Genomic DNA, 16,586 nt, shown 5'->3' with positions numbered 1-16,586 from the left:
CAAGATTTGCTGAATGTTAACCGAAGGAGTATACCGTCTGGCATGGTCGGATAATAGGCGAAATTACAGTGGATTCATGGGGTGGCAGTGCGCCGGGCCTGGCTGGCCCGGAGGGTTGACCCCATGATGCAGGCGCGGGAAGATGCCGGTCGGGCGTGCCCGGGGAGTGGACAAAACAAGGGGAGATCAATTAATGGAACTGCGCTGCGCCTGGGTCACCAAGGATGCCGAATACATTGAATACCATGACAAACAGTGGGGAAGACCGGTACGGGATCCCATCGAACTGTTTGCCAAGCTCTGCCTCGATGGCCAGCAGGCGGGGCTCTCCTGGATAACCATTCTCAAGCGCACAGACAGCTACCATCGCGCCTATGCCGACTTTAATCCTGTGCTGATCGCCCGGTTCGACGAGCAGGATGTGGCGCGGCTGATGCAGGACAAAGGCATCATCCGCAACCGGCTCAAGGTGCAGTCGATCATCAAAAACGCCCGCGCCTATCTGGCGTTGCAGGAGCAGGGGATCGACTTTTCCGATTTTCTGTGGGGCTTCGTCGGCGGTGCCCCCATGGTCAACCAGCGCCAGGGCAACGGCGACATTCCGGCGACCTCGCCGGAGTCGGATGCCATGTCCAAGGCGCTCAAGAAACGCGGCTTCACCTTCGTCGGCAGCACCATCTGCTACGCCTTCATGCAGGCGGTAGGCATGGTGAACGATCATCTTGTGACCTGCCCCTGTCACGCCGGTTGCCAGCAGGGGTAGCCAGCCATTTTTCGCAGCCCGGTACAGCAGGCATACAGTAAGATCTGCTCAAAATTGGGGTATTCATCACTAGGGTATCCCCATGTCACCGAACTCATTTCTTCCACTCGTTATCGGCAGTGTGATCCTGGCCGTTTGCTCCGTGCTACCTGCCCAGGCGACCGATCGTCAGGACTCCCGCGAGCTGCGCCAGGAGGTGCGTCCCGAGGTTCGCGACGTCAAGCAGGATTGCCGCGAGAACGATCAGAAGGACAACTACGAATGCCGTCAGGACAAGCGTGAGGTGAAGCAGGACATTCGCGAGAAGGCTCGTGACGTCAAACACTGAACGTTGAGCTTCGATGAACAACCGGGAGGCGCCGCCCGAGCGGCTGCCATCCCGATTCGGGTATAAAATCAAGACACGCCAAGTCGGTGCGTTTCGTTCAGTTAAGGAGTCATCATGAAGAAGTCCGTATTGATGCTGCTTGCCGCCACAGCCTTGTTGACTGCGCTGCCTGCCCAGGCCACCAAGCAGGCTCAGGAGCGGCGTGAAGCCCGTGATATGCGTCAGGATACCCGCCAGGACTCCCGCGATGCCAAGCAGGAGTGTCGTGAAGGCCTGGTCGGCAATGCCGATTGCCGTCAGGACCACCGTGACGCCAAGCAGGAAGGGCGCGACAAGGCCCGTGACATCAAATACTGATGCCATCGCCATCGCCATCGCCGTCGGTGGCAGGGGATGCAAATGGCGGGTTGAGCTTGTCATGATCGCAATAGAAGGGGGCTCAGGCCCCCTTGTTCATATTGGTGATATGAGCACGTCACACTCTGGCGTCCCTCTGAGGTAGAATACGCGGCCGCTCGGCTTGAGTCATTTTTTCAGAGGTTTTTTACCATGCATTTCAAGAAACTTGTTCCTGCGCTTGTACTGACCGTTGTCATGACCGGCTGTACTACCAACCCCTACACGGGCGAGCAGCAGACCGGCAAGTCCGCCTGGGGTGCGCTGGCCGGCGCCGCCACCGGCGCTGCCGTGGGTGCGCTCTCTTCCAGCAAGGGTGATCGCAAGAAGGGCATACTGACTGGCGTGGCCGCTGGCGCCGCCCTGGGTGGCGGCATCGGTTACTACATGGATGTGCAGGAAGCCAAGCTGCGCGAGAAGCTGCAAGGCACTGGCGTCAGCGTGACCCGCAGCGGTGATCAGCTGATCCTCAACATGCCGAACAACGTCACCTTCGACAGCGCCAGCGCCCAGCTCAAAGCGGCCGGTGCCAACACTCTGTCCGGCGTGGCCATGGTGGTTGCCGAGTTCGACAAGACCCGCCTGAACGTGGTCGGTCACACCGACAGCTCCGGCTCCCGCGAGCTGAACATGAAGCTCTCCGCCCAGCGTGCCGATGCCGTCGCCGCCCAGCTGATTGGTCAAGGCGTGACCGGCAGCCGCATCGCCACCAGCGGTGTGGGTCCGGATCAGCCGGTCGCCACCAACAGCACCGCTGCCGGCAAGGCCCAGAACCGTCGGGTGACCATCACCCTGACCCCGACAGCCTGACAGCATTGCCATTGCCGGTTTCATTCGGCTGAGCAGAGTAAAAAAACAAGGCCCCGCCAATCTGGCGGGGCCTTGTTTTTTTTGCGTAGCGTGGCAGGCACTCCGTCTCGGGTCAGGCGGCGGCAGTCAGCTGCAATTCGACTCTGTAGCCGGGGTTGGCGAGTTCGACCTGGACGCAGGCGCGTACCGGCGCCGTGCCAGCCGGGATCCAGGCATCCCACTGCTCGTTGAAGGCGGCAATGTCGCCAATGTCCTTGAGGTAGATGTTGGCCATCAGGATCTTGTCGACCCCGGAGCCGTTGGCCTCCAGTAGCTGCTTGAGGCTGGCCAGCACTTCGCGGGTCTGGGTGTGGATGTCGGCCTCGACGCTGGCGGGGACTTCCACCACGTAGAGGGTACCGTTGTGGATGACAACATCAGACCAACGGGCCGTGGTGCCGATTCGGGTAATCGTCATAGGGTGCTCCTAGAGGCAAGCGGGCTTATGAACCTTTGCGGATCAGATAGCGATAGGGCAGCTGTTCTGTCTCGCTGGCGATCAGGGTGTGATCCATGAAGCGGCAGAAGCTGGGAATGTCACGGGTGGTGGAGGGGTCGTCGGCGCTGACCAGCAGGGTCTCACCCTGAGCCATTGTGCGGACGCGCTTGCGCACCATCATCACGGGTTCCGGGCAGCGAAGCCCGATTGCATCCAGTTCATGGTTTGCGTCGCAGAATAAATCACTCATCTATAATCAACCTTCAACCTAATTCGCTGCCAATGATACCCAAGGCTAAAAAATAATCAAACTTGCAGCACTAATGTCAGTGGATGATACCAAAGTTCATCCTGACTCTATGCTGCCGTGGCCTGACGAGTAATATAAAAAATGCACCATATTCAACAAGGAGGTATGAATATGATCCAGTCACAAGGCAGATTGCAGGCCTATGCGGCCATGGGGTTCCTAGCGTTTTCCATGATAGTGCTGGGCAGCCCGATAGGAAATACCGGCACCTGGTTTGGCGCCATGGTGATGATCGGACTGGGGCTCTGGATTGAGCTGAGCGACTACTACGAGGATGACGAAGAGGACCTCTGACTCAGCTCCTGCTGGGTATATCGACCAAGGCGAGCATGGCTCGCCTTGTTTATGTCTGCGGGCACCTCAGCGCGTCGAGCGGATCGCCCGGGCCAGGTGCTGGGCAGTCTGCTCGGCATTGGCCCGGCCATCGTTGAAGTAGTTGCTCAGCACATCCATGATGGCCTGGCGGGTATTGGTCGGAGTGGCCATCCCCTCCGCCATGCTGGGCAGCAGGGTTCCTTTCTGCTCCGCAATCTTGAAATCCCGATATGCCTTGATGGCGCAGCGATCGAAGCTCTTCATGTCCGGATTGATCAGCGCCGGAATCGAGCCCTTGATCCGGTTGAAGGCTTGCTGGAAGTGCGGGGTCATCAGCAGCCGGGCCAGCTCGCCCTGAGCCTGGGTCTGGGCCGGATCCCGCTGCTTGAACATGGCGATGGAATCTATGTTGTAACTGAACAGTCCCTGACTACCGGGGCTCGGCAGACATTCGATATCTTCCCCTGGTCGGTAGTTGCCTGCGCTCAGCTCCCCCTTTACCCAGTCCCCCATGATCTGCATGGCGGCCTCGCCGGTCTCCAGCTGGCTGGTGGCCTGGTGCCATTTCAGGCCGGTAAAACGGTGTGGCACATAGGCGCGCAACTGGTGGAAGCGCGACAGTACCCGCACCATGTCAGGGCCGGTCAGGGTCGCCTCATCCTGTTTGAGGAAGGCCTTGCGATAGAAATCCACCCCACCTTCGCCCAGCGCCACCGCCTCGAACAGCACTGTCAGTTGCCAACCTTCGTTGCCAATGGCCAGCGGCGTGATGCCTTGCGCCTTGAGTTGCTCGGCCACCCCCACGAACTGGTTCCAGTCGGTCGGTGGCGCCAGCTCGAGGCGCTCGAACACCTTGCGGTTGATCCACAGCCAGTTGACGCGGTGGATGCCGGTTGGCACCGCCATCAAGGCGCCGTTCTGACTCAGGGTCTCGCGCACCATGGGGGGGAGTTGGGGATACCAACCGAGGTGCTCGGCCATGGGGCTGAGATCGCGCAGGAAACCGAGCCCGGCCCACTCCTTGAGCTCATAACCCTTGAGGTGCGCCGCCTCCGGCGGGTTGGCGGCCAGGGCTCTGCTCTTTAATACCGTCATGGCGCTCTTGCCGCCGCCACCCTGGACGGCGAAGTCATTCCATTGATTGCCAAGGGCCGCCCACTCGGATTTGAGTTCAGTCACCGCCTTGGCCTCGCCACCTGAGGTCCACCAGTGCAATACCTCGACCTGAGAAGCGAGTGCTGGCAGGGACACCAGGGTGAACAGAGAGAGAGAGAACCACTTCATGGGATCATTGCCTTGGTAGGGAGAGGGTGGCCTGCAGGCCGCCCTGGGGACGATTTTCCAGCACCAGATCGCCGCCGTGGGCGTGGGCTATGTTACGGGCGATACCCAGCCCCAAGCCCGTTCCAGCCTGATCCTGACTGAGCCGGACATAGGGTTCGAAGATGCGCTCGAACTGATCGTCCGGCAGGCCCGGACCCTGGTCCAGGATGAAGAGGATCAGCATCTCCTCGTCATCCATGACGATGATGCGTACCTGTTGGCCGTATCTGATGCCGTTGTCCACCAGGTTGCCGATGCAACGCTTGAGAGCGAGGGATTTGCCCCGATAGGGCCATTTGCACTGACCCTCTATGATGAGCCGTTCATCATGCAGATTCATGGCCTCGGCCATCTGCTCCAGCATGGCGTTGACGTCGATGAGTTCGATGTTTTCGTGAATGTCCGTCTCTTTCACCGTCTGCAGCGCCCCCTTCACCATCAACTCCAGTTCGTCCAGGTCCTTGCTGAACTTGGCGATCTGGGTTTCGTCATCGAGCAGTTCGACCCGCAGCCGCAGCCGGGTGATGGGGGTCTTGAGATCGTGGGAGATGGAGCTGAACAACCGCTCTCTGTCATCGATGTAGCGGCGGATACGGTGTTGCATGATGTTGAAGGCGCGGGTGGCCGCCACTATCTCGGAGGCACCTTCCTCCTTGAGCTGGGGCTGATCGATGTCCTTGCCGAGGTTGACCGCCGCCTTGGCGAGACGGCGCAGGGGCCGAGTCTGCCAGCGTACCAGCAAGAAGGTGAAGAAGCAGAGGAAGACCGTCATCAGGGCGATGAAGCGCACCTGGTTGCTCGGCATCACCGTATCGTCGAGGGTCATGTAGGGGGCGGGCAACAGAGCGGCCAGATAGAGCCACTCTCCCGGTTCTATCTCTATCTGGGTTACCAGCACCGGGGGGTTGATGGGTTCCAGGGAGAGGGTGTAGCGGGCCCAGGAGGAGGGCAGGTCTGCCAGCAGGGTATCGTTGTTGAACACATGGAGATCGTCGGGACGGGAGAAATCCACCTTGATCACCATGGCATCGGAGAGCTTGCGATTGAGCACCCCCTGCACCTCGTTCAATACCAGCGTCTTGCGCTCGCTGTCCGGGATGGCGCTGATCTTTATCTCCTCTTCGTTCAATGAGACGAAGAAGCGGCTGCCCCCCATGTTGCGCAGCTGATCCAGGGCGATATGGCGATATTGCAGGGGCAGGGACTTGAAGAAGTTGACCGTGGAGGCGGCCGACAGCGCCAGGTTGCGGGTGGTGCTGAGCATGCCTTCCAGCTCCCGCTTCTGGATCTGTTGCATCCAGATCCCGGTGAGTATGGTCTGGGAGAGCAGTATGGCGAGCAGCAACAGCAGCAGCATGCGCGACAGCAGGGAGCGGGGCACCAGCACCCGCCAGAGTTGGCCCATCATGACGTCATTCCAAGAGACGGGCGATCTGCCGTCCCGGCTGATCGCGGCGCAGGGGCCACGGCTCCCCTCATGGCAGCTCGTGTACTTCGGCGATCAGCATGTAACCGCTGCCGCGTATGGTCTTGATGATGCGCGGGCTCTTGCCGTTGTCACCCAGCTTCTGGCGCAGACGGCTGATCTGCACGTCGATACCGCGCTCCATGGGCAGACTCTCGCGGCCACGGGTGGCATCGGAGATGGTATCTCTGTCGAGCACTTGGCCCGGCTGCTGCAAAAACATGTTGAGCAACACGAAATCGCTGCCGGAAAGGTCCAGCAGGCTGCCATCCCCATGGGTCAGCTGGTGGCTCAGGGTATCCAGGGTCCACTCGGCGAACTGCAAACGGCGGCTCGGTTCTTTCTCTTTTTCCGGCTGGCGGAATTCGGCGCGGCGCAGCAGTGCCTTGATGCGGGCTTGCAGCTCGCGGGGGCTGAACGGCTTGGCGATGTAGTCGTCGGCACCGAGTTCGAGGCCGATCACCCGATCCGCCTCGTCGGAGGCTGCGGTCAGCATGATGATGGGCACCTGGGAGTCGCGGCGGATCTGCTGGCAGAGGGTAAAGCCGTCATCACCGGGCATCATGATGTCCAGTATGATGAGATCAGGGTTGTGACGACTGAGCTGCTGGCGCATCTCGTTGCCCTCCGCCGCCATCAATACCTGAAAGCCGGCCCGGGTCAGGTATTCGTTGAGCAGTTCGCGGATCTCTTGGTCGTCATCGACGATCAGCAGTTGTTTGCTCGTTGACATATGTATGTGCATCCACCCATTTTTTTGTGCAGATTGAACCTGTCGGGGGAGCAAAAAGCAAGCAAACCCCCTATCTAATGTGAGGTTAGGGGCATTATCGCCACCGTTTTGTCGCAATAAACGAAAAAAGGCCGACCCAAACGGGACGGCCAAGCGCATGGTTCCGACTGCTGGGTGCCATCCCGTGTGATGGCGCCGCCGGACGCTACTTACTCATGGAACCCGAAAAATCCCGGGCGTTTAAATCACACTCGCTCGAATACGGTGGCGATGCCCTGACCCAGACCGATACACATGGTGGCCAGACCCAGGGTGGCATCCTTCTCCTCCATCAGATTGATGAGGGTGGTAGAGATGCGAGCGCCGGAGCAGCCCAACGGGTGACCCAGGGCGATGGCGCCGCCGTTCAGGTTGACCTTCTCGTCCATCACCTCCAGCAACCCCAGATCCTTGGCACAGGGCAGGGACTGGGCGGCAAAGGCCTCGTTCAGCTCGACCAGGTCGATGTCTGCCATGGTCAGACCGGCGCGCTTGAGCGCCTTCTGAGTGGCAGGCACAGGGCCATAACCCATGATGGCGGCGTCGCAACCAGCGATTGCCATGGCGCGTACCCGGGCGCGGGGGGTCAGGCCCAGCGCCTTGGCGCGATCCGCACTCATCAGCAGCATGGCGGAAGCACCGTCGGACAGGGCCGAAGAGGTGCCCGCGGTGACGGTACCGTTGACCGGGTCGAATACCGGGCGAAGCTGGCTCAAGACATCGACTGTGGTTTCCGGGCGGATCACTTCGTCGTAGTCGTAGAAGAAGCGGGCACCGCTGGCGTCATGGCCTTCCAGCCCGACTATCTCCCTGGCGAAGCGTCCTTCCACGGTCGCGGCATAGGCGCGGCGATGGGAGCGGGCGGCAAACTCGTCCTGCTGCGCTCGGCTGATGCCGTGCAGCTTGCCGAGCATCTCGGCGGTCAGCCCCATCATGCCGGAGGCCTTGGCCACGGTCTTGGCCATGCCGGGGTGGAAGTCGACCCCGTGGCTCATGGGCACATGGCCCATGTGCTCGACGCCGCCGATGATGAAGATGTCCCCATCACCCACCTGGATGGCACGGGAAGCATCATGCAGCGCCTGCATAGAGGAGCCACACAGGCGGTTGACGGTGACAGCGCCTACCTGCTTGGGGATCCCCGCCAGCAGGGCGGCGTTGCGGGCGATGTTGAAGCCCTGCTCCAGGGTCTGCTGCACGCAGCCCCAGTAGATATCCTCAATCTCGTTCGGGTCGAGGTTGGGGTTGCGCAGCAGGATGGAGCTCATCAGGTGCGCGGAGAGATCTTCTGCCCGCACGTTGCGAAAGGCCCCGCCTTTGGATCGGCCCATGGGGGTCCGGATACAGTCGACAATGACTACGTCTTTCATGAATGGATCTCCTTTGCGCAATCAGTAGAAGGTTTTGCCCTGGGCGGCCATGTCACGCAGCTTGTCGCTGACGCGGTAGAGCGGGCCCAAGTCGGCATACTGGTCGGCTTGGGCCACGTAAGCGTCCAGACCTATGGTGTCCAGATAGCGGAACACGCCGCCGCGGAAGGGAGGGAAGCCCAGACCGTAGACCAGCGCGATGTCGGCTTCGGCCGGCGTGGCGACTATGCCCTCTTCCAGACAGAGCACCACTTCGTTGATCATGGGGATCATCATGCGGGCGATGATGGCGTCCTTGTCGAACTCCTGTTTCGCCTTGGCGATGGGGGCCAGCAGCTCGTAGCTGGCGGCGTCGGCCACCTTCTTCGGCTTGCCCTTCTTGTCCTGTTCGTAGGCGTAGAAACCTTTGCCGTTCTTCTGACCGAAGCGGCTGGCGTCGTACATCACGTCGATGGCGGTACGACCCTCCTTGCTCATGCGAGTCGGGAAACCCTGGGCCATGACATCACCGGCATGGTGGCCGGTGTCGATGCCGACCACGTCCAGCAGGTAGGCGGGGCCCATGGGCCAGCCGAACTCCTTCTCCATCACCTTGTCGACGGCGGCGAAGTCGGCGCCATCGGCAACCAGCTTGTTGAAGCCGAAGAAGTAGGGGAAGAGCACCCGGTTGACGAAGAAGCCCGGGCAGTCGTTGACCACCACAGGGGACTTGCCCATGGCGGCGGCGTAGGCCACCACGCGGTTGATGGTGTCGTCCGAGGTCTGCTCGCCGCGGATGATCTCCACCAGTGGCATGCGGTGCACCGGGTTGAAGAAGTGCATGCCGCAGAAATTCTCGGGGCGCTTCAGGCTCTTGGCCAGCAGGGAGATGGGGATGGTGGAGGTGTTGCTGGCGAGCACGGCGTCGTCGCCGATCACGCCTTCCACTTCACTCAGCACGGCCGCCTTCACTTTCGGGTTCTCGACCACGGCCTCGACCACCACGTCCACATGCTTGACGTTGTCATAGCTGAGGGTCGGGGTGATGGCGGAGAGCACCTGGCCCATCTTGATGCCGTCGATGCGGCCCTTTTCTAGCTGGCCGTTGAGCAGCTTGGTGGCCTCATTCATGCCCAGCGCCAGCGCCTTCTCGTTGATATCCTTCATCACCGCCGGAATGCCCTTGCTGGCGGACTGGTAGGCGATGCCGCCCCCCATGATGCCGGCACCCAGCACGGCGGCATGGCTGGTGGCCTTATTTGCCTGCTTGGCGGCCTTCTTGGCCAGTGCCTTGATGTGCTGATCATTGAGGAAGATGCCGACCAGCGCCTTGGCGACGTCGGTCTTGGCCAGCTTGATGAAACCTCGGGCCTCGACGACGAGGGCCTCGTCGCGGCTCATGCCGGCGGCGGCCTCGACGGCTTTGACTGCGGTCATGGGGGCTGGATAGTGCTTGCCCGCCACGGCGGCAACCATGCCGGCGGCGGTGCTGAAGCTCATCATTGCTTCCAGCTTGGAAAGACGCAGCGGGGCCTTCTTGGCGGCGCGACGACTCTGCCAGTCCAGCTTGCCAGCGATGGCATCTTTCATCATCTGCACGGCGGCGCTGTGCAATGCCTCTGGCGCGACCACGGCATCGACGGCACCTACTTTCAGGGCGTCATCGGCACGGTAATCCTTGCCTGTGGTAATCCACTCAAGCGCGTTGTCGGCGCCGATGAGGCGCGGCAGACGAACTGTGCCGCCAAAGCCCGGCATGATGCCGAGTTTGGTCTCGGGCAGGCCAATCTTGGCGCTGGTGTCGGCCAGACGAAAATCGGTGGCGAGTATGGTCTCGCAGCCGCCGCCCAGGGCATGGCCCTTGATGGCGGAGAGGGTCGGCACCGGCAGATCTTCGATGGCGCTGAAGATGTCGTTGGCCTTTTTCAGCCAGCCGAGCAAGTCTTCTTGCGGCAGATCAAACAGTTCCAGAAATTCGGTGATGTCGGCGCCGACGATGAAGGCGTCTTTGCCAGAGGTGAGGATCAGACCCTTCAAATCGGCTTGTTGCTTTAATGCGGCTATCGCTTCGCTCAGTGAGAGCAGGGTGGCGCGATCCAGCTTGTTGACTGAACCCGGGGCATCGAACCTCAGTTCGGCAATGCCGTGTTCGAGGTAGCTGACCGACAGGGTTTCGCCTTGGTAGATCATGAGAGTGTCTCCTTGTTCCCACGCGGTGGGGGGCTTGGCTCCTTTCTCCCCAGCAGGGGGCGAGGCTCACTATTGATCCAAAGAGTGACAATTTCAACACCTATTTAAAACATTTGTTTAACAGTCTTTGAGTAAAAGCTCTTGGCCGTGATCCGGCTCTAAGTTAGGCAAAAAAAGCGGCGCCATGAAGGCGCCGCTAGGGAGAAACCGGGCAGGAAGACCTGGCTAATCGGCCAATTTCGGTATGGACTCAGCCCCTTGTGCTTCTGGCTGAACAATGAATGCCGAGGCCACTAGCAGGCTAGCTCAGACCGGTTGCGATACTGATTCAAGACATCGGGATCGGCCAGGGCATGGGTGTTGTTGACGGGTCTGTTGTGCACCACTTCTCGCACAGCCAGTTCGACTATCTTACCGGACTTGGTACGGGGAATGGCATCGACCTGCAGGATGCGGGCGGGGACATGGCGGGCGGTGCAGTGCTGTCGCACCTGCTGGCGAATACGTTCGCACAGCGATTCGTCCAGTTTCACTCCTGCCTTTAGTTTGACGAAGAGCACTACCCGTTCGTCCTGCTGCCACTGCTGGCCGATGACGATGCTCTCCTCTATTTCATCGAGCTGTTCTACATAACGGTAGATCTCGCTGGTGCCGATACGCACGCCACCGGGGTTGAGGGTGGCATCGGAGCGGCCATAAAAGAGAATGCCACCAGTGTCGGTCAGTTCAATCCAGTCGCCATGGCACCAGATGTTGTCGAAGCGATCGAAATAGGCGGCGTGGTACTTGTCGCCATGCTCATCGCCCCAGAAACCGACAGGTTGGGCCGGGAAGGGCTTGGTGCAGACCAGCTCGCCCTTCTCCCCCTGCACCGGCTGGCCCGCGTCGTTGAATACCTGTACCGCCAGTCCCAGGCCGCGGCCCTGACTCTCACCACGATAGACGGGGCTGATGGGGTTGCCGATGACGAAGCAGGAGCAGATATCGGTGCCGCCGGAGATGGAGCTGAGTTGCACATCCTGTTTTATCTGTTGGTAGACGTAGTCGAATCCCTCAGGGGAGAGCACTGAGCCCGTGCTGCAAATCAGCCGCAGGTGGGGCAACTTGTGGGTATTGATCGGGGCATAGCCCTGCTTGTGCAAGGCATCCAGATATTTAGCCGAGGTACCAAAGAGTGAGACCTCCTCATCCCGGGCCAGATCCCACAGCACATTGCCATCAGGGTAGAAGGGCGAGCCATCATAGAGCACCAGGGTGGCCCCGGAAGCCAGCGCACTTGCCAGCCAGTTCCACATCATCCAGCCGCAGGTGGTGAAGTAGAACACCCGTTCCCCCGGTTTGATGTCGCAGTGCAGCTGGTGCTCCTTGAGATGCTGGAGCAGGGTGCCACCTATGCCGTGCACTATGCACTTGGGTTTGCCGGTGGTGCCGGATGAATAGAGGATATAAAGAGGATCGTTGAATGCCATGGGCTCAAAGCGCAGGCTGGCTCCCTCTTGGCTGGCGAGTAGCTGATGCCAGTCTTGACGGGGGAGGTTGTCGGCCCCGGCATGATTCGGCGTCAGACCGAGCAGCGGGATCAGGATGAGATGTTCCAGATGGTCGAGCTGACAGGCCACCTTGGCGACCTTGTCCTGGATATCGACCGCCTTGCCGTTATAGCGATAGCCATCGACTGCAAACAGCACCTTGGGCCGAGTCTGGCCGAAGCGTTCCACCACACTGGCTTCACCGAAGTCCGGGCTGGTGGAGGTCCAGATAGCCCCCAGACTGGTGGCGGCCAGCATGGCAACCAGCGCTTCCGGAATATTGGGCAGGTAGCCGGCAACCACGTCGCCCTTGCCAATGCCCTGACCACGCAGCCACTGAGCCAGACTGGCGACCTGCTGCCCCAGTTCACGCCAGCTAAGCGTGCGGCGCTGACTGCCTTCCAGGCTGGCGATGATGGCCGGACTCTCGTCCTGGCGACGCAGCAGGTTCTCGGCGAAGTTGAGTCGGCTGTCCGGAAACCAGCGTGCGTGCTGCATGGTCTGGCGATTTTCCGCCACTATGTTGCCAAGCTCCCCCTTGACGCCGCAGTGCTGCCACACCAGGGGCCAGAAGCGGGTGGTTTTCTCCACCGACCATTGATAGAGCTCGGCATAGGTTTGCAACTGCAAGCCATGGAAGCGATTGACCTCGCCCATGAACTGATGAAGGTTGGATTGGCTGATCCTGGCCTGGTCCGGTTGCCACAGGCGGCGGTTGTGCATTGAGTAGTCCCTGACTGCATGTGTCTATCGGCAGTGTATTGAATTGTTTTTTATTTGTTAATGCCGGGTTTGCTTTTAATAACAAATGCCCTGTCACTCATGCTTTACCTCACGAACCTGGGGGTTGACGGGTCGAGGCACCTCTAGCTTGATGTTATGCTGGGTTAACAACCATGTCGGAGCAGGATGCCATGAGCAGTTACAGCCAACTTTTCGCCCAGCACATCGAGACCTTGCAGCGCCGTACCCGCGACATATTGCAGCAGCAGGGGCTCAGCGGCCTGGCCATACATGCCGGCCAGACCCATCGCATCTTCCTCGATGATCAGGATTACCCCTTCAAGGTGAATCCCCACTTCAAGGCCTGGCTGCCTGTGCTGGACAACCCCCACTGCTGGCTGCTGGTGGATGGGGTAAGCAAGCCCATCTTGCTGTTCTATCGGCCGGTGGATTTCTGGCACAAGGTGGCGGATCTGCCCAGTGCCTTCTGGGTCGACTTCTTCGATATTCGTTTTCTGACCCGGCCGGAACAGGTGGCCGACCACCTGCCCGCCGACAAGCAGACATGGGCTTATCTGGGGGGGCATCTCGAGGTAGCGGAGCTGCTGGGGTTGACGCAACCCAATCCAGAGGCCGTGCTCAACTATCTGCACTATCACAGGGCTTACAAGACAGATTACGAACTGGAGTGCCTGCGCGAGGCGAATCGACTCGGAGTGCGTGGTCACATTGCCGCCAAGGAGTCCTTTATGGCGGGGGCGAGCGAGTTCGAGATCAATCTGACATATATGAAAGCCGTCGGACAGGGAGCCAATGAGGCGCCTTACGGCAACATAGTTGCCATCAACCGCAATGCCGCCATCTTGCACTATACCCAGCTCTCCCATCAGCGGGTGGCCGATGTCGATCGCCACTCCTTCCTGATCGACGCCGGAGTGGATTTCCACGGTTACGCCTCGGACATCACCCGCACCTGGGCCTGGCGTCGCGGTGAGTTTGCCGACCTGATCGCCGCCATGGACGAGCAACAGCAGGCCATCATCGACGAAGTCAAACCGGGACGCCGCTATACCGAGCTGCATCAGTTGATGCATCACAGGCTGGCGCGGTTGCTGCAATCGGTCGAGCTGGTCGATATGTCGGTGGATGAGATGATAGGCACCGGTGTTACCAATGCTTTCTTTCCCCATGGTCTTGGCCATTTCCTCGGCTTGCAGGTCCATGATGCGGGTGGCTTCATGCAGGATGAACGTGGCACCCATCTTTCTGCCCCCGAACAGTTCCCATACTTGCGTTGCACCAGGATGATGGAGCCAGGTCAGGTATTCACTATAGAACCCGGTCTCTACTTCATTGACAGCCTGCTCGAACCTCTGCAGAGCAGTGAGCAGGGCAAGCGGGTCAATTGGCACAAGGTAGAGGCATTGCGGCCGTTTGGCGGCATCCGTATCGAGGACAACATAGTGCTGCACAGCCATGGGGTGGAGAATCTCACCAGACAGGCCGGACTCTGATGGAGTCTGGTTATCCTGTACCCATGACCGGGGTCGAGGTGAGCGAGGAGATAAAGAAGAGTCGTTTCATTACCTTGCTTGCCCATGCGCCAACGGTCGCCGCAGCGAAAATCTGGATAGAGGAGGTGCGTCGGGCCCATCCGGCGGCGCGCCACCACTGCTGGGCCTTCGTGGCCGGGGCGCCCAAGGATAGCCAGGTCTATGGCTTTAGCGACGATGGCGAGCCCTCTGGCACCGCCGGCAAACCCATGCTGGCCCAGCTGATGGGATCCGGAGTTGGCGAGATAGCCGCCGTGGGGGTGCGCTACTATGGTGGCGTCCTGCTCGGTACCGGAGGTCTGGTCAAAGCCTATGGCGGCGGTGTGGGCACTGCACTCAAGGCGCTCACCACCCGGCACAAGGTGGCCCTGCGCGCCTCACTCATCGAGTGCGACTATAGCGACATGGGGGTGATTGATGCCCTGTTGCTGAGCCACCATGGGCAAGTATGCCAGTCGGATTATGGTCAGCGGGTGCGGCTTGAAGTCGACTGGGCCTGCACTGATTGGCAGCAGGTAAACCAGATGCTGACCGATAGAACGCACGGACGGGTATCTCTGCAGTCCATAGATGGCTAGAATCCATCGCTGTTTTATTGCCGAGACGGGGCCTGCATGCACATTCTGAGTATTATCCGCATCGTTGGCCTGCTGGTGGCGTTGTTCAGCTCCACCATGCTGCTGCCGGCCCTGGTCGCCTTCGGTTATCGGGATGGCGGCGGTTCCGAATTTGTCAGTGCATTCTTTATTGCCCTGCTGCTTGGTCTGCTGCTCTGGTTTCCCAATCGGCATCATAAGAAAGAGCTGAGGTCGAAAGAGGGGTTCCTCATCGTCGTGCTGTTCTGGACTGTGCTCGGCAGTGTTGGTGCGCTGCCCTTCATGTTGGGCGAAGTGCCGGACATGAGCGTGTCAGAGTCCTTCTTTGAATCTTTCTCCGGGCTCACCACCACGGGAGCGACTGTGCTCACCGGGCTCGATGAGCTGCCCAAGGCTTTCCTGTTCTATCGCCAACTGCTGCAGTGGCTTGGCGGTATGGGCATCATAGTACTGGCGGTCGCCATACTGCCCATCCTTGGTATAGGCGGTATGCAGCTCTATCGTGCCGAGATCCCGGGACCCGTCAAAGATAACAAGGTGACGCCGCGCATCGCTGAGACCGCCAAGGCGCTCTGGTATATCTACCTCTTTATCACCCTCAGTTGCGCCCTGTCCTACTGGATGGCAGGCATGACCATGTTCGATGCTATCTGCCACTCCTTCTCCACCGTGGCCATCGGTGGTTTCTCGACCCACGATGCCAGCATTGGCTACTTCAATAGCAGTGCCATCAACCTCATCACGGTACTGTTCCTCATGGTTGCCGGAGTGAACTTCACCCTGCACTTTGCGGCTTTCGCTCACAGACCCATGCGCCTCTATGTCTATCTGAAGGACCCCGAGGTGAAGGTGTTCATTGCCCTGCAACTGGGGCTGACCCTGATCTGCTTCCTGGTACTGATGCGCCATGTCAGTTATGACAGCTGGGGAGAGACGCTGGACCATGCGCTATTCCAGTCCGTTTCCATTGCGACCACGGCCGGATACAGCACCACAGGTTTCTCCGAATGGCCGCTGTTTCTGCCGATCTTGCTGATGCTCGCTTCCTTTGTGGGCGGTTGTGCCGGCAGTACTGGTGGCGGCATCAAGGTAGTACGATTGATGTTGCTGCATCTGCAAGGAATGAGAGAACTGAAGCGCCTCGTCCATCCCCGGGCCGTCTACCGGATAAAACTGGGTAATAAGGCGCTGTCCGAGCGGGTGATAGAGGCTGTCTGGGGATTCTTTGCCGCTTATGCCGCCATTTTCATCCTCTGCATGCTGGGCTTGATCGCAACGGGCATGGATGAGCTGACGGCGTTCTCCGCCGTGGTGGCCTCACTCAATAACTTGGGACCAGGACTGGGCGAGGTGGCTCCTCACTTTGCCAATACCACGGATGCAGCAAAATGGATCATGATCATCGCCATGTTGTTTGGTCGATTGGAAATTTTTACACTTCTGGTACTGTTAACCCCTGCATTCTGGCGTAGTTGAGGTAGGTATGGATAAGATTTTGGTGCTTTATTCCTCTAGGGATGGCCAAACCCGAAAAATCATTGATGTCATGCTGGAGGAAATGCCGGGATGTGAGGTTGTCATGCATGATCTGCACAGCTTGCCCATGTGCAACCTTAGCAAGTTCAAGAAGGTGTTGATCGGAGCGTCGATCCGTTATGGCCATTTCCACCCTAGCCTGCTCAGCTT

Annotated in this window: 17 protein-coding genes (1 of these 17 running past the window's edge); 9 read left to right on the top strand and 8 right to left on the bottom strand. The window is 59.7% G+C overall.

The annotated features are described in order from the left end of the window. Positions 1 to 193: 193 nt before the first annotated feature. The 4 genes from ACSMDR_RS20270 to ACSMDR_RS20255 all read left to right on the top strand — a co-directional run bounded on the left by ACSMDR_RS20270 (position 194) and on the right by ACSMDR_RS20255 (position 2,297). On the top strand, positions 194 to 763 hold the full coding sequence (locus tag ACSMDR_RS20270) for a DNA-3-methyladenine glycosylase I (RefSeq protein WP_436469491.1): 570 nt from the start codon (positions 194 to 196) through the stop codon (positions 761 to 763). 82 nt (positions 764 to 845) lie between these two features. Then, the gene (locus ACSMDR_RS20265) at positions 846 to 1,091 is read left to right on the top strand and encodes a hypothetical protein (RefSeq protein WP_040319215.1); all 246 of its coding nucleotides are present in this window, start codon (positions 846 to 848) and stop codon (positions 1,089 to 1,091) included. 114 nt (positions 1,092 to 1,205) lie between these two features. Beyond that, entirely contained in the window at positions 1,206 to 1,448 is a 243-nt protein-coding gene (locus ACSMDR_RS20260) for a hypothetical protein (RefSeq protein WP_436469490.1), read from the top strand. A 192-nt stretch (positions 1,449 to 1,640) separates the two neighbouring features. Beyond that, entirely contained in the window at positions 1,641 to 2,297 is a 657-nt protein-coding gene (locus tag ACSMDR_RS20255; protein ID WP_436469489.1) for an OmpA family lipoprotein, read from the top strand. Between the two features lie 112 nt (positions 2,298 to 2,409). Here the strand turns inward: ACSMDR_RS20255 and ACSMDR_RS20250 are convergent, their stop codons facing one another. Further along, entirely contained in the window at positions 2,410 to 2,754 is a 345-nt protein-coding gene (locus tag ACSMDR_RS20250; protein ID WP_436469488.1) for a RidA family protein, read from the bottom strand. A 25-nt stretch (positions 2,755 to 2,779) separates the two neighbouring features. Further along, positions 2,780 to 3,025: a sulfurtransferase TusA gene (tusA, locus tag ACSMDR_RS20245; RefSeq protein ID WP_005903830.1), complete on the bottom strand. Its 246-nt coding sequence runs from the start codon at positions 3,023 to 3,025 to the stop codon at positions 2,780 to 2,782. Between the two features lie 171 nt (positions 3,026 to 3,196). Between tusA and ACSMDR_RS20240 the strand changes: the two genes are divergently transcribed. Further along, positions 3,197 to 3,379 carry a hypothetical protein gene (locus tag ACSMDR_RS20240; RefSeq protein ID WP_005903828.1) on the top strand — a complete coding sequence of 61 codons (183 nt, stop codon included), beginning with the start codon at positions 3,197 to 3,199 and terminating at the stop codon, positions 3,377 to 3,379. A gap of 66 nt (positions 3,380 to 3,445) precedes the next feature. Here the strand turns inward: ACSMDR_RS20240 and ACSMDR_RS20235 are convergent, their stop codons facing one another. The 6 genes from ACSMDR_RS20235 to ACSMDR_RS20210 form a co-directional block, all read right to left on the bottom strand. Next, positions 3,446 to 4,684, bottom strand: coding sequence for an ABC transporter substrate-binding protein (locus tag ACSMDR_RS20235; protein WP_436469487.1), 1,239 nt, complete (start codon positions 4,682 to 4,684; stop codon positions 3,446 to 3,448). A 4-nt stretch (positions 4,685 to 4,688) separates the two neighbouring features. Further along, positions 4,689 to 6,131: an ATP-binding protein gene (locus tag ACSMDR_RS20230; protein WP_005903826.1), complete on the bottom strand. Its 1,443-nt coding sequence runs from the start codon at positions 6,129 to 6,131 to the stop codon at positions 4,689 to 4,691. Positions 6,132 to 6,198: 67 nt separating this feature from the next. Continuing rightward, positions 6,199 to 6,921, bottom strand: coding sequence for a response regulator (locus ACSMDR_RS20225; RefSeq protein ID WP_005903824.1), 723 nt, complete (start codon positions 6,919 to 6,921; stop codon positions 6,199 to 6,201). Between the two features lie 245 nt (positions 6,922 to 7,166). Continuing rightward, the gene (gene fadA, locus ACSMDR_RS20220) at positions 7,167 to 8,330 is read right to left on the bottom strand and encodes an acetyl-CoA C-acyltransferase FadA (protein ID WP_436469486.1); all 1,164 of its coding nucleotides are present in this window, start codon (positions 8,328 to 8,330) and stop codon (positions 7,167 to 7,169) included. A gap of 21 nt (positions 8,331 to 8,351) precedes the next feature. Then, on the bottom strand, positions 8,352 to 10,499 hold the full coding sequence (gene fadB / locus ACSMDR_RS20215) for a fatty acid oxidation complex subunit alpha FadB (RefSeq protein WP_436469485.1): 2,148 nt from the start codon (positions 10,497 to 10,499) through the stop codon (positions 8,352 to 8,354). Between the two features lie 293 nt (positions 10,500 to 10,792). Next, positions 10,793 to 12,751 carry an acetoacetate--CoA ligase gene (locus tag ACSMDR_RS20210; protein WP_436469484.1) on the bottom strand — a complete coding sequence of 653 codons (1,959 nt, stop codon included), beginning with the start codon at positions 12,749 to 12,751 and terminating at the stop codon, positions 10,793 to 10,795. Positions 12,752 to 12,942: 191 nt separating this feature from the next. Between ACSMDR_RS20210 and pepQ the strand changes: the two genes are divergently transcribed. The 4 genes in view from pepQ to hemG are tightly spaced (at most 36 nt apart) and all read left to right on the top strand, a layout consistent with a single transcriptional unit that may run on beyond the window. Further along, complete coding sequence (gene pepQ, locus ACSMDR_RS20205) at positions 12,943 to 14,265, top strand: Xaa-Pro dipeptidase (protein WP_436469483.1); 1,323 nt, start codon at positions 12,943 to 12,945, stop codon at positions 14,263 to 14,265. Beyond that, positions 14,265 to 14,882 (top strand): YigZ family protein, encoded by a 618-nt coding sequence (locus tag ACSMDR_RS20200; protein ID WP_436469482.1) that lies wholly within the window; start codon positions 14,265 to 14,267, stop codon positions 14,880 to 14,882. The genes pepQ and ACSMDR_RS20200 overlap by 1 nt, the downstream gene beginning before the upstream one ends. Positions 14,883 to 14,918: 36 nt before the next feature. Continuing rightward, entirely contained in the window at positions 14,919 to 16,376 is a 1,458-nt protein-coding gene (locus ACSMDR_RS20195) for a TrkH family potassium uptake protein (protein ID WP_436469481.1), read from the top strand. A gap of 7 nt (positions 16,377 to 16,383) precedes the next feature. Then, on the top strand, positions 16,384 to 16,586 hold the 5' end (the start) of the coding sequence (gene hemG, locus ACSMDR_RS20190; RefSeq protein ID WP_436469480.1) for a menaquinone-dependent protoporphyrinogen IX dehydrogenase. The gene runs 322 nt beyond the window's last position; only the first 203 of its 525 coding nucleotides appear in the window; its start codon is at positions 16,384 to 16,386; the stop codon falls past the right edge of the window.

Origin of the sequence: Aeromonas molluscorum, from assembly GCF_051376105.1 — a bacterium.
GTDB classification, from domain to species: Bacteria; Pseudomonadota; Gammaproteobacteria; order Enterobacterales; family Aeromonadaceae; genus Aeromonas; species Aeromonas molluscorum.
The sequence above is the reverse complement of the archived record's forward strand: the minus strand, read 5'-3'. Positions and strand labels throughout refer to the sequence as shown.

What these genes read in the sequence shown, in the direction of transcription:
- ACSMDR_RS20270 (WP_436469491.1), top strand. Translation starts at nt 194, where the DNA reads ATGGAACTGCGCTGCGCCTGGGTCACCAAGGATGCCGAATACATTGAA.
- ACSMDR_RS20265 (WP_040319215.1), top strand. Translation starts at nt 846, where the DNA reads ATGTCACCGAACTCATTTCTTCCACTCGTTATCGGCAGTGTGATCCTG.
- ACSMDR_RS20260 (WP_436469490.1), top strand. Translation starts at nt 1,206, where the DNA reads ATGAAGAAGTCCGTATTGATGCTGCTTGCCGCCACAGCCTTGTTGACT.
- ACSMDR_RS20255 (WP_436469489.1), top strand. Translation starts at nt 1,641, where the DNA reads ATGCATTTCAAGAAACTTGTTCCTGCGCTTGTACTGACCGTTGTCATG.
- ACSMDR_RS20250 (WP_436469488.1), bottom strand. Translation starts at nt 2,754, where the DNA reads ATGACGATTACCCGAATCGGCACCACGGCCCGTTGGTCTGATGTTGTC.
- tusA (WP_005903830.1), bottom strand. Translation starts at nt 3,025, where the DNA reads ATGAGTGATTTATTCTGCGACGCAAACCATGAACTGGATGCAATCGGG.
- ACSMDR_RS20240 (WP_005903828.1), top strand. Translation starts at nt 3,197, where the DNA reads ATGATCCAGTCACAAGGCAGATTGCAGGCCTATGCGGCCATGGGGTTC.
- ACSMDR_RS20235 (WP_436469487.1), bottom strand. Translation starts at nt 4,684, where the DNA reads ATGAAGTGGTTCTCTCTCTCTCTGTTCACCCTGGTGTCCCTGCCAGCA.
- ACSMDR_RS20230 (WP_005903826.1), bottom strand. Translation starts at nt 6,131, where the DNA reads ATGATGGGCCAACTCTGGCGGGTGCTGGTGCCCCGCTCCCTGCTGTCG.
- ACSMDR_RS20225 (WP_005903824.1), bottom strand. Translation starts at nt 6,921, where the DNA reads ATGTCAACGAGCAAACAACTGCTGATCGTCGATGACGACCAAGAGATC.
- fadA (WP_436469486.1), bottom strand. Translation starts at nt 8,330, where the DNA reads ATGAAAGACGTAGTCATTGTCGACTGTATCCGGACCCCCATGGGCCGA.
- fadB (WP_436469485.1), bottom strand. Translation starts at nt 10,499, where the DNA reads ATGATCTACCAAGGCGAAACCCTGTCGGTCAGCTACCTCGAACACGGC.
- ACSMDR_RS20210 (WP_436469484.1), bottom strand. Translation starts at nt 12,751, where the DNA reads ATGCACAACCGCCGCCTGTGGCAACCGGACCAGGCCAGGATCAGCCAA.
- pepQ (WP_436469483.1), top strand. Translation starts at nt 12,943, where the DNA reads ATGAGCAGTTACAGCCAACTTTTCGCCCAGCACATCGAGACCTTGCAG.
- ACSMDR_RS20200 (WP_436469482.1), top strand. Translation starts at nt 14,265, where the DNA reads ATGGAGTCTGGTTATCCTGTACCCATGACCGGGGTCGAGGTGAGCGAG.
- ACSMDR_RS20195 (WP_436469481.1), top strand. Translation starts at nt 14,919, where the DNA reads ATGCACATTCTGAGTATTATCCGCATCGTTGGCCTGCTGGTGGCGTTG.